This window comes from Amycolatopsis sp. NPDC049253 (genome assembly GCF_040678995.1).
Lineage (GTDB): Bacteria > Actinomycetota > Actinomycetes > Mycobacteriales > Pseudonocardiaceae > Amycolatopsis.
In genome coordinates this window covers 187,894-200,540 of the sequence record NZ_JBFAQX010000011.1, presented here as the reverse complement: position 1 = coordinate 200,540, position 12,647 = coordinate 187,894, and the positions used below count along the sequence as shown (strand labels likewise).

12 protein-coding genes and 1 pseudogene are annotated in these 12,647 nt (G+C 72.0%); 9 read left to right on the top strand and 4 right to left on the bottom strand.

The window, feature by feature from the left end; all coding sequences use genetic code 11:
• A complete protein-coding gene (locus tag AB0K15_RS25480) occupies positions 1 to 570 on the bottom strand; it encodes a TetR/AcrR family transcriptional regulator (RefSeq protein ID WP_364055174.1) in 570 nt (189 codons plus the stop codon).
• A gap of 70 nt (positions 571 to 640) precedes the next feature.
• Here AB0K15_RS25480 and AB0K15_RS25475 point away from each other — a divergent pair, with 70 nt between their 5' ends.
• Positions 641 to 1,405, top strand: a complete 765-nt coding sequence (locus AB0K15_RS25475; protein ID WP_364055171.1) for an SDR family oxidoreductase — start codon at positions 641 to 643, stop codon at positions 1,403 to 1,405.
• Between the two features lie 300 nt (positions 1,406 to 1,705).
• On the opposite strand, the gene AB0K15_RS25470 is transcribed toward AB0K15_RS25475, so the two are convergent.
• A complete protein-coding gene (locus tag AB0K15_RS25470) occupies positions 1,706 to 2,506 on the bottom strand; it encodes a hypothetical protein (RefSeq protein ID WP_364055168.1) in 801 nt (266 codons plus the stop codon).
• A gap of 142 nt (positions 2,507 to 2,648) precedes the next feature.
• Between AB0K15_RS25470 and AB0K15_RS25465 the strand changes: the two genes are divergently transcribed.
• Positions 2,649 to 3,533: a TIGR03619 family F420-dependent LLM class oxidoreductase gene (locus AB0K15_RS25465; RefSeq protein ID WP_364055165.1), complete on the top strand. Its 885-nt coding sequence runs from the start codon at positions 2,649 to 2,651 to the stop codon at positions 3,531 to 3,533.
• Between the two features lies 1 nt (position 3,534).
• Positions 3,535 to 3,975 (top strand): nuclear transport factor 2 family protein, encoded by a 441-nt coding sequence (locus tag AB0K15_RS25460; protein WP_364055162.1) that lies wholly within the window; start codon positions 3,535 to 3,537, stop codon positions 3,973 to 3,975.
• 15 nt (positions 3,976 to 3,990) lie between these two features.
• On the opposite strand, the gene AB0K15_RS25455 is transcribed toward AB0K15_RS25460, so the two are convergent.
• The gene (locus AB0K15_RS25455) at positions 3,991 to 4,602 is read right to left on the bottom strand and encodes a DUF6000 family protein (protein WP_364055159.1); all 612 of its coding nucleotides are present in this window, start codon (positions 4,600 to 4,602) and stop codon (positions 3,991 to 3,993) included.
• 88 nt (positions 4,603 to 4,690) lie between these two features.
• Here AB0K15_RS25455 and AB0K15_RS25450 point away from each other — a divergent pair, with 88 nt between their 5' ends.
• Complete coding sequence (locus tag AB0K15_RS25450; RefSeq protein WP_364055156.1) at positions 4,691 to 5,803, top strand: acyl-CoA dehydrogenase family protein; 1,113 nt, start codon at positions 4,691 to 4,693, stop codon at positions 5,801 to 5,803.
• Positions 5,796 to 7,070, top strand: a pseudogene (locus AB0K15_RS25445) (NtaA/DmoA family FMN-dependent monooxygenase); the annotation flags it as partial. The gene AB0K15_RS25450 and the pseudogene AB0K15_RS25445, both read left to right, overlap by 8 nt.
• Positions 7,071 to 7,135: 65 nt before the next feature.
• On the opposite strand, the gene AB0K15_RS25440 reads toward AB0K15_RS25445, so the two are convergent.
• Complete coding sequence (locus AB0K15_RS25440; protein ID WP_364055153.1) at positions 7,136 to 7,861, bottom strand: maleylpyruvate isomerase family mycothiol-dependent enzyme; 726 nt, start codon at positions 7,859 to 7,861, stop codon at positions 7,136 to 7,138.
• Positions 7,862 to 7,902: 41 nt separating this feature from the next.
• On the opposite strand from AB0K15_RS25440, the gene AB0K15_RS25435 reads away from it, so the two are divergent.
• The 4 genes from AB0K15_RS25435 to AB0K15_RS25420 all read left to right on the top strand — a co-directional run bounded on the left by AB0K15_RS25435 (position 7,903) and on the right by AB0K15_RS25420 (position 12,637).
• Positions 7,903 to 8,811 carry a MerR family transcriptional regulator gene (locus tag AB0K15_RS25435; RefSeq protein WP_364055150.1) on the top strand — a complete coding sequence of 303 codons (909 nt, stop codon included), beginning with the start codon at positions 7,903 to 7,905 and terminating at the stop codon, positions 8,809 to 8,811.
• A gap of 15 nt (positions 8,812 to 8,826) precedes the next feature.
• Positions 8,827 to 9,723, top strand: a complete 897-nt coding sequence (locus AB0K15_RS25430) for a glycoside hydrolase family 6 protein (protein WP_364055147.1) — start codon at positions 8,827 to 8,829, stop codon at positions 9,721 to 9,723.
• Positions 9,724 to 9,800: 77 nt separating this feature from the next.
• Complete coding sequence (locus AB0K15_RS25425) at positions 9,801 to 10,985, top strand: LLM class flavin-dependent oxidoreductase (RefSeq protein WP_364055144.1); 1,185 nt, start codon at positions 9,801 to 9,803, stop codon at positions 10,983 to 10,985.
• An 80-nt stretch (positions 10,986 to 11,065) separates the two neighbouring features.
• Positions 11,066 to 12,637 (top strand): cytochrome c biogenesis protein CcdA, encoded by a 1,572-nt coding sequence (locus tag AB0K15_RS25420; RefSeq protein ID WP_364055336.1) that lies wholly within the window; start codon positions 11,066 to 11,068, stop codon positions 12,635 to 12,637.
• Positions 12,638 to 12,647 lie beyond the last annotated feature (10 nt).

Genomic DNA, 12,647 nt, shown 5'->3' with positions numbered 1-12,647 from the left:
TCACGCGGTGAGGCCGTCGAGCAGCAGGTCGAGCCGCTCGGCCAGCGCCGCGGCCAGGTCGAACGGCGGCGCGTCGTCGGTGAGCCAGCGGCGGAGGGTGTCGCCGTAGATCGCGGTGACCACTTCGGCGACCGTGCGCGGCGGGAGATCCGCCCGCAGCTCGCCGCGGTCCTGGCCGTGGCGGATGGCGTCGATCGTCGCGTCGGGCACGGGGTGCTGGTGGGCGACGACCTCGTCGTGGCGCAGGCTCACGTGCAGCATTCGCGTGAGGGTGCGTTCGCGCTCGTTGACGGCCGCGAGCGCGGTGAAGTAGCGGTGCAGCCGCGTGCGCGCGGGTTCGTCGGAATCGTCGACGGCGAGCAGCTGGTCGCGGCGGTCCTGGCCCCACTCCACGAGGAAATCGCGCTTGTGGGGGTAGTGGTTGAGCACGGTCTGGCGTGCGACGTCGGCCTCCGCGGCGATGTGGTCGATCGTCGTCGCTTCGTAGCCGGCCTCCTCGAACAGCTTGAGCGCGGCCGTGAGCAGGCGCGCCCGCATCCGGGCCCGGTTCGCCTCCCGTCGTCCGGTCACGGCGCCAGCCTACCCAAGTTTGGGCTTGAGGCTAAACTTGGGCTGGAGACCACATATTGAAGGAGTGCATATGCAGGTGGACATCCGCGGCAAGGTCATCGTCATCACTGGTGCGGCCCAGGGGCTGGGCCGCACGCTCGCACTGGGGCTGGCGCGCGAGGGCGCGCGGATCGCGGTGCTCGCGCGCAGCTCGGCGAAGGCGGCGGGCACCGTGGACGAGATCGTCGCTTCGGTGCCGGACGCCCCGAAGCCGCTCGCCGTCGTGGCGGACGTGTCCGACGAGGACCAGGTCCGCGCCGCTGCCGAGGCTGTCGACGCGCACTGGGGCCGGGTCGACGCACTGATCAGCAACGCCGGCTGGATGCCGCCCGCCGGCACGATGCGCGTGCTGGACTTCGAGCTGGCCGATCTGCGGCGGATCCTCGACAGCAACCTCGTGGGTTGCTTCCTCGTGACCAAGCACTTCGCGCCGCTCATGATCCGCGGGGGCGGCGGCCGGATCATCTACGTCGGCAGCATGGTCGGCACCCAGGCCGGCCCCGGCGCCGGCGCGTACGGCGCGTCGAAGGCCGGCGTGCACCTGCTGAGCAACGTGGTGCACCAGGAGCTGGCGGACCAGGGCATCCGCACGGTCGCCCTGGCCCCCGGGCTCACGGTCACGCCGGGCATGCGCGTCGCGGCGAGCGAGGAACACATCGCGCGAGTGAGCGCACGCTACCCGGGCGGCCGCGTCGGCCAGCCGGAGGACATCGTGCCCTTCGCGGCTTTCCTCTGCAGCCCGGCGGCCGAGCACCTGTCGGGGACGTTGATGGGGATCCGGCCGATCACGGGGTGAGTCCGATGTGGACCCGGCCGGCGAAGTGGTTGGGGCGCCCCGGGTTTGCGCCGCGTGTGGCTGTGCGGACGGTCGAGTCGTGTCGGGGGTCGTGGGGTTGGTGCGGACTGCCGCCCGGTGGTCAACCGTGCGCTTGGGGCGAGCGTCGCCGGGCTCGTTCGGCTTGGCCCCGTTGCCGGGCCTCGGCTTTCGGTCGCGCTGCGGTGGGCGGGTGCCGCGGCCTCGGGTCTTGAATGCCGCGAAGGGCACCCTGGGGGAGTCGAAGTCCCTCGAGGTGCCCTTCACGGACGTCGCTGTGGGCTAGAAGTCGAAGCCGCCGCCGCCGAAGCCGCCGCCGTCAAAGCCGCCGCCGTCGAAGCCGCCGAAGTCCTGGCCGCCACCGTCGCCGCCGTCGAAGCCGCCGCCGTCACCGCCGTCGCCGCCCTGGTCGCCGGACTCGAGGGCGTCCTGCTGGCCGGCGTCGTAGCCCGACTCCCAGGCCGAGGCGCTGGCGATGCCGCTCATGCCGGAGAACATGGCGCTGAACAGGAACATCGAGCCCAGGCCCCACGCGCCGGCCACGAGCGCGGGCTTCCACCACGGCTCGCTGTACCAGCCCTGCGGCACCGGGCGCCCCGCGACGCGGCCGCCGGGGTAGTAGTACGGCGTGTCCTGGCCGGGGTCGGGAGAGGCCTCGTAGTGCTGGCCCTCGACGTCGACCTTGCGGTGCTCGGTCACCTTGCCGGCGCGCTCGCGCTCGGCCTCCTCCGGCAGGGCCGGGCCCGGGTCGAGGCCCATGGCCGTGCGGGCGGCGCGGACGTAGTAAAGGCCCTCGACGGCGGTGTCCTTCACCAGCCGAGCCTGTTCCACGGTCTTGGCCTGTTCCATCTGCGAGCCGGCGGCGTTGTAGCGCTCGCTGGCGTCGGCCATCGCCTGCTGGGAGGCCGTGTCGGTGCCGGAGAGGTTGAGGACCTGCCCGCCGAGGCGTTCGACGAGGCGGCGCGCGTCGGCCTTCGCGTCGTCGAGCTGCCGCTGCCGCGATGCGGCCTGCGACCGGGCGAAGTACAGCCCGCCCCCGACGATCACGACGACGAGCACGATCAGCAGGATCGCGGTGCCCATGGGTCACTCCACGTGGTGAGCTTGTCTCGGCGGCCCCGTAGCCGCCTTTGAACCGGACAACGCGGACACTGCGCTGAGGGTTCCCGAGGGGTGACGTGGAGCACCTCTGGCCGGGCAAAGTAGAACACGTTACAGTCGGGGCATGAAGTTCTCCCTGTCGATCGCGATGAACCCCCTCGATCAGCTGGGCGAGCTCGCCCGCGCCGCCGAGGAGGCCGGATTCTCCTCGATCGTCCTGCCGGATTCCCTGTTCTACTCGGAGAAGGTGTCCGCGGACTACCCGTACACGCCCGACGGCAGCCGGTTCTGGACCGAGGAAACGCCGTGGGTCGACCCGCTGGTGGCGGCGGCGTCGATGGGCGCGGTGACCGAGCAGCTCGAGTTCTACACGTCCGTGTTGAAACTCGGCTCGCGCAATCCGGTGCTGCTCGCGCGTCAGGTGAACTCGGTGGCGGCGCTGACCGGCGGCCGCTTCGGTCTCGGGCTCGGCATCGGCTGGTCGCCGGAGGAGTTCGAGTGGTGCGGCGCGCCGTACGAACGGCGCGGCAAGCGCTTCGACGAGGCCATCGAGGTGCTGCGCCTGATCCTCGACGGCGGCATGGTCGAGTTCCACGGCGAGTTCTTCGACTTCGACAAGCTCCGCATGAGCCCGACGCCGCCGAAGCGCGTGCCGTTCTACATCGGCGGCCACACCGACATCGCGCTGCGCCGCGCCGCGCGCGTGGGCGACGGCTGGTCGTCGGCGATGATGACGCTCGACCAGCTGCGCGACACGATCAAGCGGCTCAAGGAACTGCTGGCCGAACGCGGGCGCGAGGCCGATCCGTTCGAGTTCCAGGCGGTCTGCGTCGACCGGTTCGGGCTCGACGGCTTCCGCGAGCAGGCCGAGGTGGGCGTGACCGACGCGATCACCATGCCGTGGGTGTTCGAGGGTCTCGGTTTCGACGCCGCGGTGGGCCCGAAGGTCGACGCGATCCGCAAGTTCGGCGACGAGGTCATCGCGAAGTTCCGCGAATCGGGGGAGTGACGTGAGTGTCGAAGTCAGCTGGGACGTCGACGCGGCCCAGCCGCCGGCTCGCCTGGCGTCGTTCCGGTCCATGACGTCGGTCGCAGCGAAAGACAAGGACGCGTGGCTGGCCTTGTTCGCGCCCGACGCCGTGGTGGAGGACCCGGTGGGCCCGTCGATGTTCGACGAGCACGGCAACGGCCACCACGGCCCCGAGGGCATCGGCGCGTTCTGGGACCTGACGATCGCCCACGTGGAGCGCTTCGAGTTCGTGATCCGCGACTCCTTCGCCGCGGGCACGGAGTGCGCCAACGTCGGCACCATCACCACCTACCTGCCCGGCGGCTACCGCGTGGACACCGACGGCGTGTTCGTGTACCGCGTGGGCGAGAACGGGCTGATCACGTCGATGCGGGCGTTCTGGGAAACCGAACGCGCGATGGCGACGGCGCGTCAGGTCTGAGCCTGTCCCGTCGTTTCAGGACGCGCTCAGGTACTCGTCGGCATAGGAGCACCACGTCTCGATGACCTCACGGAGGTCGTCGCGCACCGCCGCCGCGTCGGCGAGCGGGGACCTCGTGCGCAGCCACCGGGCCCAGGGGCCGTTCTCGCCGAGGAACGGGGCCGCGTGCCCGGTGCCCAGCCGCGCGTCGAGGTAGGCGAGCGCGCCCAGGGCCGCGTCCTGCTCGCCGCGGTCGGTGCGCGGCAGGAACGCGTGGAGGTAGTCGACCAGCAGGCGTGCGTCCTCGTCCGTGCCGAATCGCGCCAGCGCGAAACAGAACCCTCGGCCCGCATAGATGCGTTCGTCCGCGAGGAGCAGCTCGCCGATCCGGTCGCGGTACGCCTCTCGCCGTGCGAAGGCGATGAGCCACGACGCCGTCAGTTGCGCGCGCCATTCGTAGCCGAGCAGCAGCGCGAGTTGGTCGTCGGTGATGCGCAGCGAGTCCTGCGCCAGTGTGCGCCCGAAGGTCTCGCGCTGCGCGGCGTCGCTCAGGAAACAGGTGTTGGCCAGGTGAACGTACCGGCGGCCGGGCGTCACGTAGGTCTCGACGACGGCGTTCAGCGCGGGTTCGTGCCGGTGGTCGCGCATGCGGGCATTCTGCCGGCGCGGGCGCCTGACCGCGACGGCGTTTCCTGGCAAGATCGCCGGTCGGGAGTTGCCGGACAGGGGAGGCGTCATGGCTGCCGGACATCCGCTCGGGCCGCCGGCTCTGGACCTGGCACAGCGGCTCGCACAAGAGTTCGCGCTCACCGCCGCCGAGCGCGACCGGACCGGTGAGCTGCCCGTCGAGAACCTCCGCCGGCTCAATGCCAGTGGGCTCGACACCGCGTTGCTGCCGGCGGAGTACGGCGGCCAGGACCTGAGCTATCGCAGCTACGGCGCGATCGTCCGCGTGCTGAGCGCGGCATGTCCCTCGACGGCGTGCGTGTGGGTGATGCACGTCGGCGCGGCGGCGGGGCTGGTGGCGATGTCGGAGCCGGACGTGGCGCGGTTCTTCGCCGAGCGGCTGGCGGCCGGGGCGCGGTTCGCGAACGTGTTGAGCGAGCCGGCCGGTGGGAACCTGTTCCTGCAGTCGCAACAGCCCGCCGAGGCGGTGGCGGGCGGGTTCAGGCTGAGCGGGGAGAAGCGCTTCTCGTCCGGGTGCGAGATCGCCGATCACTTCCTCGTCAACGCGAAGGTCGACGGCGGCTCCACGTTCTTCGGGCTCGACGCAGACCCGGCGACGATGACGTTCCAACCGAGCTGGGACGCGATGGGCCTGCGCGCGAGCGGCAGCCAGGTGATCCGCTTCGAGGGCACGCTCCTGCCGCACGAACGCCGCTGCCCGCCGTCGAAACGGCGGCGCCCCAACCACATCGGAGCGGGGGTGGCGGCGTTGTCGCTGGGGGTGGCCGACGGTGCGCTGGCCGCGTTGCGGGAGCACGCGCGCGCCCGGAAGGTGCTGCCCGGTGGCGGGACGGTGGCGGAGCAGCAATGGGTGCGCTTCGGCGTCGGCGAGCTGGAGAGCCGGCTGCAGGCCGCGGGGATGTTCGCGCAGCACATGTGCTGGCTCGCCGACGAGAACTCGTCCGGCTTCCTGCCCGCGACGATGCGCGCGAAGCTGCTGGCCAACGACGTCGCCCGGGAGATCGCCGACCTCGGCGTGCGCGTGGGCGGGGGATCGGGGTATGTGAAGACCTCGCCGATCGAGCGGTGGTTCCGCGACGCGCAGGCGGGCTGGCTGATGGCCTACTCCGCCGAGATCTGCAAGGACGTGATCGGCGCGCAGGTGCTGGGCGACGATGCCTGAGCGGTTGCTGTTCAACGCGTTCCACATGTTCGCCGTGTCCCACCACGCGCAGGGTCTGTGGGCCGAGCCGGACAGCCGCCAGCTCGGCTACACCGATCCCTCGACGTGGCTCGACCTCGCCCGGACGTTGGAGCGCGGCCGGTTCGACACGCTCTTCTTCGCCGACGTCCTCGCCCCGTACGAGACCTACGGCGGCTCGCGTGACGCGGCCGTGTGCGAGGGGATGCAGTTCCCGGCCGGTGATCCGTCGGTGCTGATCCCGTTGCTCGCCTACCACACGGAACACCTCGGATACGCGTTCACGCAGAACATCCTGCAAGAGCACCCGTACCCGTTCGCCCGGAAAGTGTCCACTCTGGACCACCTGACGGGCGGGCGGGTGGCGTGGAACATCGTCACGTCGTTCCTGCCGGGCGCGGGCCGCAACCTCGGCCACGGCGGGCTGCCGGGCCACGAGGAGCGCTACGGCCGTGCCGAGGACTTCACGCAGGCGGCGCTCAAGCTGTGGCTGCACAGCTGGGAAGACGGCGCGGTGCTGCGCGACCGTGCGCGGCGCGAGTTCGCGGATCCGGCCAAGGTCCACGCCGTGGTCCACAATGGACCTTACTACCGGCTCGATGGCCCGCACCTGAGCGAGCCGTCGCCGCAGCGGGTGCCGGTTCTGTTCAACGCCGATGTTTCGCCGACCGGCCGCGCGTTCGCCGGCCGGTACGCGGAGTGCCTGTTCATCAACTCCCAGGACCCCGCCGAGGCGGCCCCGATCGTCGCCGACGTGCGCCGGGCGGCGGCCGCCGCGGGCCGGAACCCGGCGCACGTCAAGGTTTTCGTGCCGCAGTCGTACCTGCTCGCCGACACCGAGGCCGAGGCCCGGCGGCGCCACGCCGAGCTGCTGGAGCGCCAGACGGTGGAGGGGAACCTGGCGCGCGCGTCGGTGTTCGCCGGCCACGACTTCGGCCTCGACGACCCGGACGCGCTCGTCGGCGACCTGCGCCGGCGCGAGGTGTCGGAGCCGGTGTGCAAGCTCCTCGCCACGACCACGCGGGACGACTGGACGCTCGGCGAGCTGATCCTCAGCCGCACCAACAAACGCGTCGTCGGGACGCCGGAGCAGATCGTCGAGAACATCGCGCGCTGGCGCGACGCGGGCGTCGACGGGATCAACCTCGAGTACGTGATCTCGCCGACGAGCTTCACCGAGTTCGTCGACCACGTCGTCCCGCTGCTGCAGGCGCGCGGCCTCATGCAACGCGAGTACCGGCCGGGCACGTTGCGGGAGAAGCTCTTCCCCCGGTGCAGGCCCGGTGCCGCCGCGCGATCACCCGGCGTGGGCGCTCAGGCCGCGCTGTGGGCCAGCCAGTGGTCGACGAGATCCCGATCGCCGGTGATCGTCACGTCGTCGGCCGGCCGACGACGGGTGAGCACGAGCAGGAGGCCGGTCAGCGGGCCGGCGAGCGTGACGTCGGCGGGGGCGGCGGCGCGGGTCCACTCGATGCCGTCCGGGGTGCGGGTGACGTGCCAGCCCTCGGCGTCGTCGGGGAGGAACCGCAGGGTCTGCCCGGTGCCGCTGAGCCCGGCGACGTCGGGTTTGAGCGTCCGTGTGGCGGGGTTCGCGAGGAGGCCGAACCAGTCGCTGATCACGTCCTCGGCCAGGTCCGGGGTGACCGAGAACGCCGGGCCCGCCGCGTCGGCATGATGCACGACGGCGTCGTTGAGCAGGCGGCGCAACCAGAACGTGGCGGGTCCCTGGCCGAAGAACGTCCACACGGGACTGTCGCTCGTGGACACCGCGTCGACGAGGTCCGTGGCGCCGGCCCGCAGCCAGGCGGACCACCCGGCCGGGTCGCCGGGGTCCGCGTCGAACGGGTCGGGCACCGGCGACGGGCCGGAGCGCACGATGCTCGCCGCCCAGCGGTGCGCCTGGCCGACGTGGCCGACGAGCACGCGCATCGGCCAGTCGGGGCACGTCGGCACGCGGGCTTCGGGGTCGCCGCCGGCCGCGGCTTCGGCGAGGGCGGCGGTGTGGTGGTGGAGGGCTTCGGCGAGTCGGGTGGTGTCCATGGCCGTACCGTAGGAACTCCATCCGGCTGGAGGTTCTACCGATGGTGACCGGGGTCACACTGGGGATCGGCGACCTGGCGCGACGGACCGGCGTGCCCGTCCGCACGATCCGCTTCTACTGCGACGAAGGCCTGCTCGAACCCACCCGCAGCGCGGGCGGCCACCGCCGCTTCGCCGAGGAGGCGGTCGAGCGGCTCACGCTGGTGCGCCGGATGCGCGGCCTGGGCTTGGGGCTGCCGCTGATCACCGACGTCCTCGCCGGCCGCCGCTCCCTGGCCGATGCCGTGGCCGCCGAACGCGCCGCCCTCGACCGCGAGGTCGCGACGCTCGCCTGGCGACGCTCAGTCCTGCGCGCCGTCGAGGACGCGCCGCCGCTCGACCGCCCGGCGCGGCTGGAGCTGCTGTCGGCCGTGGAGGACGGGTACGCCGCCCACGACGTCCTCGTCCGCCTCTGGCGCCCCATGACCACCGGCCCCGTCCCCGCCGACTCGGCCCGCATGTTCCTGGACATCAGCGCCCCGCCGCCCCCGGAGCTGCCCACGCCCGCGCAGGTCGTCGCGTATGCGTCGCTCGTGCTGCTCGCCTCGGACCGCTCGTTCGTCGATGCCCTGCGCACCAGCACCCTGGTCGACCACGACCGGATCCCCGACCTCGCCGCCCTCCACGCCGAGGTCGCGCAGGCCTGCGAACTCGCCTTCCCCGCCGTGACGTCCGGCACCCGCCCGGCGCCGGGCCCGGCCCTCGATCGCTTCGTCGCCGCCCACGCGGGCGCCCTGCGCACCACCGACACGCCGGCCTTCCGCCGCGCCCTCAACCACCGCACGGCCCCCGACCGTGACCCGCGCGTGCGCGCCTACTGGACCCTGGCGGGCCAGATCACGGGCGAGCCGGCCCCGATGGGCGTCACGCACACGTGGCTGCTCGACGCGCTGAACGCTTCGGCCGGCTGAACGGAGCGCCGCCCCGTGAAGGTGAACCCGAAGGCCGTGCTGCTCGCGCCGGTCGTCGTGCTGCCGGCCGCGTGCGGCCCGACGGCGAACGCGATCGATCCGCCTCATCCGGGGCAGCCGCCGTCCGCGTTGCTCGCCGGCATGGACGGCTTCTCCGTCAACCCCGACAACCCGGCCGCGAAATGGGTGCGGACAGCACCGCCCGGGCCGCGCACGGACTCGATCCGGACGCGCATCGCCACGAGGCCGGCGGGCCACGCTGATCGCGGAGCCCGCGGCCACCGCCGCCGCGCAAGTCCGGGCCGTGGTGACCGCGGCCGCGGCGGTGCGGACGCTGCCGGCCCTGCTGCTCGACGCGGATCGGGCCGGTGCGTGCGCGGACGGGGGTGCGCGCTGGTTCGGCGAGGTGGCGCGGGGCTGGGGGACGACCGCGCGCTGGTCGTCGTCCGCGGGCGCCACTGCGAAACAGGTGACGCTGCCCACGCTTTGGCGGCGGCCCACACGACCGTGCTGCTCGACGTGTCCGATGCGGTGTCGCCGGAGGTTGCGGCGAGGCGGGTCGCGGCGAGCGGGCCGGACGTCGACGGGTTCGCCACCGACGTCGGCGGCTATACGCCCGAGCGTGTGGGCATCGCGACCAGCCGGGCGATCAGCCGGGTCCTTGCCGCGAGCACCGGAAAACGCGACTACCTCGCCGTGATCGACAGCAGCCGCAACGCCGAGCCGGTGTCCGGTGCGTGCAACCCGGCCGGTGCGCGAATCGGGTTGTACGAGTCGCTCTCCGGCGACGGCGCTCCGCAGCAGCTGTGGCTCACCGTGCCGGGCATTTCCGACGGGCCGTGCGGAATCGCCCCGGCCAGCCGTGCCGGCGACTTCGACCCGGACCTCGCCGCCGCCCTCGCTCGGCAGTGAGTCCCAGATCCTGGACAGACTCGCCAGACGTCTGACGTCCAACCTATTGTCGCGGCGGATGAGGCAAGGAGTGGTGCATGTCCGAACGTGATCGGGCTCGGCTGGCCGAGCCGGCGCAGCCGCAGGATTTCCCCGACAGCCCGTTGAGCCGGGTGTTGCGGCAGCCGTTGATGCTGGGGGTGTTCCTGCCGCTGCAGACGGGTGGGTGGTCGCAGTCGACGTTGCCGCGCGGGACGGACTGGACGTTCGACTACAACCGGGCGCTGACGCAGCAGGCGGAGAAGTTCGGGTTCGACATCGCGTTCGGGCTGTCGCAGTGGTTGCCCAAGGGCGGGTTCGGCGGGGAGACGCACTACCGCGAAAACTTCCTGGACCCGTTCGTCTCGGCGATCGCGCTCGCGTCGGCGACGGAGTCGATCCTGTTGCTGGGGACGGTGCACGTGCTGTACGGGCCGTGGCACCCCTTGCACCTGGCGAAGTTCCTCGCCACCGCCGACCACATCTCGGGCGGGCGCTTCGGCGCGAACATCGTCACCGGGTACGCCGACACCGAGCCCGCGATGTTCGGCCAGCTCAAGCCCGAGCACGACAAGCGTTACGCGATGGCCGACGAGTTCGTCGCCGTGTGCAAGGACCTCTGGGCGGGCGCGGACAACCTCACGTTCCAGGGCGAGCACTACGCGCTGCAGGAGGCCTACGTGTCGCCGCGGCCGAAGTACGGCCGCCCGATCCTGGTGTCCGCCAGCGGTTCCCCTGCGGGCTTCGCGTTCGCGGGCCGCAACTCCGACCTCGTGTTCATCTCCAGCCCGGCGGGCGAGAACATCGACCGCGCGCTGGAGGCGTTGCCGGCGCACGTGGAAAAGGTCAAGCAGGCCGCGCGGGACCAGGGCCGCGAAGTGCGCGTGGTCATCAACCCCACGGTCGTCTCGGCGCCCACCGGTGAAGAGGCGCACGCGCGGTACCAAGCGATCATGGACCACGCCGACCTCGGCGCGATCGGCGCGTTCACCGACCGCCACGCCGCGGGCGACAGCCAGTCGTGGCTGGAGCACTCGGCCCGTGGCCGCGCGGTCGGCGGGCACCTGCACATCGTCGGCTCGCCCGAGGAGGTCACGGACAAGCTGCGCCGGCTGCACGAAACGGGCATCGACGGCGTTCAGCTGACGTTCTACGACTATCAGCCCGAACTCCACTTCTTCGGCACCCAGATCGTGCCGCTGCTGGAAGAGGCCGGTCTGCGCAAGAGTGTTACGAATCCCTGACTGTCCACGCGGGACCGGCCGCCCCGGCCGGCCCCGGCCTACTCTGTGCGCAGACAGAGGAGGTCACCCTGATCACGTTGGTGCTGATCGGCTTGGTGGGCGGGCTGATCACCGGCATCTCGCCCTGCGTTCTCCCGGTTCTGCCGGTGTTGTTCATGACGGGCGGGGCGAGCGGTGCGTCGGCCGCACCGACGCGGCGCCGGCCGTTCCTCATCGTCGCGGGGCTGGCGTTGAGCTTCAGCCTCGTCACGCTCCTCGGCACGCTCGTGCTCGCCGCGCTGCACCTGCCCGGCGACGTGCTGCGCTGGGCGGGGCTCGTGGTGCTGGTGGTGCTCGGCGTCGCGATGATGTTCCCGCGCGTGCAAGACCTCCTGGAACGCCCTTTTGTCCGCCTGGGCCGAAAATCCGTGCCGGGCGACCGCGGCGCGTTCGTGCTGGGGCTCGCGCTCGGCACCGTGTACGTGCCGTGCGCGGGACCGGTGCTCGCGGCCATCACCGTGGCCGGCGCGACGCACACGATCGGCGTGACGACGGTCGCGCTCACCCTCGCGTTCGCCGTCGGCACGGCGATTCCGCTGCTGTTCTTCGCGATGGCGGGCAACCGCGTCGCCGAGCGGGTGAAGGCGTTCCGCGACCGGCAGCGGCAGGTCCGCGTCGCCGCGGGGATCGTGGTGATCGGGCTGGCCGTGGCGCTCACGTTCAACGTCACCGACGCGCTGCAGCGCGCCATCCCCGACTACACCGCGGGGCTGAACCAGGCCCTCGGCGCGGACAAGGTCGGCGGTGGCAGCCTGCAGGCGTGTGAGCCGTCCGACGACCTGCAGGACTGCGGAGCCGCGCCGCAGCTGGTCGGGATCGACCAGTGGCTGAACACGCCCGGCGGGAAACCGGCGGCGCTGCACGGGAAAGTCGTGCTCTACGACTTCTGGGCCTACTCGTGCATCAACTGCCAGCGCGCCATTCCGCACGTCGAGGCGTGGTACCAGCGCTACCACGACGCAGGTCTGGAGATCGTCGGCGTCCACACGCCGGAGTACGCGTTCGAGCACGTTCCCGCCAACGTCGCGGACGGTACCGCACGCCAGCACATCACCTACCCCGTGGCGATCGACAACGACTACGCCACCTGGAACGCGTTCAAGAACGAGTCCTGGCCCGCCGAGTACCTCGCCGACGCCACCGGGCAGGTCCGCCACGTCTCCGTCGGCGAGGGCGACTACGACGGCACCGAGTCACTCATCCGCGAGCTGCTCACCACCGCCGACCCGAGCCAGACGCTGCCGCCGCGCACCGACGTCGCCGACGACACCCCCACGAACCCGTTGCAGAGCCCGGAAACCTACCTCGGCTCCGAGCGCAGCGGCGCCGGTGGCGCCCCGGTCGACCTCCACGGCAAGTGGACCACGACCCCCGAGTACCTCACCGCCGGCGACGACGCCTCCCTCACGCTCACCTACGACGCCTCCGCGGTCTACCTCGACGTCGGCGGCACGGGCACCGTCACGGCGACCGCCGGCGGCGTCACGAAGACGATCCCGGTGTCCGGCAGCCCGGACATCCACGCCGTCGTGCAGACACCGACGCCCCAGCAGGGGACTGTGACGCTGAAGCTGAGCCCGGGGCTTCAGGCGTACTCGTTCACCTTCGGCTGACGGTTCGGGA

Bases quoted from the DNA above. Each gene is read 5' to 3' on its own strand.
- AB0K15_RS25455 (WP_364055159.1), bottom strand. From the start codon at position 4,602: ATGCGCGACCACCGGCACGAACCCGCGCTGAACGCCGTCGTCGAGACC.
- AB0K15_RS25435 (WP_364055150.1), top strand. From the start codon at position 7,903: ATGGTGACCGGGGTCACACTGGGGATCGGCGACCTGGCGCGACGGACC.
- AB0K15_RS25475 (WP_364055171.1), top strand. From the start codon at position 641: ATGCAGGTGGACATCCGCGGCAAGGTCATCGTCATCACTGGTGCGGCC.
- AB0K15_RS25470 (WP_364055168.1), bottom strand. From the start codon at position 2,506: ATGGGCACCGCGATCCTGCTGATCGTGCTCGTCGTCGTGATCGTCGGG.
- AB0K15_RS25440 (WP_364055153.1), bottom strand. From the start codon at position 7,861: ATGGACACCACCCGACTCGCCGAAGCCCTCCACCACCACACCGCCGCC.
- AB0K15_RS25450 (WP_364055156.1), top strand. From the start codon at position 4,691: ATGGCTGCCGGACATCCGCTCGGGCCGCCGGCTCTGGACCTGGCACAG.
- AB0K15_RS25425 (WP_364055144.1), top strand. From the start codon at position 9,801: ATGTCCGAACGTGATCGGGCTCGGCTGGCCGAGCCGGCGCAGCCGCAG.
- AB0K15_RS25465 (WP_364055165.1), top strand. From the start codon at position 2,649: ATGAAGTTCTCCCTGTCGATCGCGATGAACCCCCTCGATCAGCTGGGC.